Annotated in this window: 1 protein-coding gene; it reads right to left on the bottom strand. The window is 61.3% G+C overall.

Annotated elements, in window-relative coordinates:
- Positions 1-341: copper amine oxidase (locus NQJ30_RS18930; RefSeq protein ID WP_441339107.1), on the bottom strand; the 341-nt coding region annotated here is incomplete at both ends.

The raw sequence follows: 341 nt of genomic DNA, 5'->3' as shown, positions 1-341 counted from the left end.
GCGGTGTGGGTGGGGTTGTGTTCGGGGTATTCCATGTCGACTTCGTAGACGGCGTTGGCGGGCCCGTCGATTTCGAAGTCCATGCGGACGTTGAACATGTGCTGGTGGATCGGGGCGTAGAGTCCGTCGTTGTTCAGGTTCTGGCCGTAGGGGCTCTTCTCGCCGGGTTTCTGTCCGGCGGTGGAGAGGATGCCGGTGGCTTTGACGAGGAACTCGATGGAGCCGTCGAGGAACAGGTGCCAGTAGAAGGCGTATTCGTAGTTCGCGACCGTGGCGATGAAGGAGATCACGAGTTTGCGGGAGCGGCGGGTTTCGGCGGTCCCTTCGCGGAAGTCGAAGTG

Source organism: Pseudarthrobacter sulfonivorans (assembly GCF_024391045.1).
In the GTDB taxonomy this organism is placed as follows: domain Bacteria; phylum Actinomycetota; class Actinomycetes; order Actinomycetales; family Micrococcaceae; genus Arthrobacter; species Arthrobacter sulfonivorans_B.
This window is presented reverse-complemented; position numbering and strand designations above follow the sequence as displayed.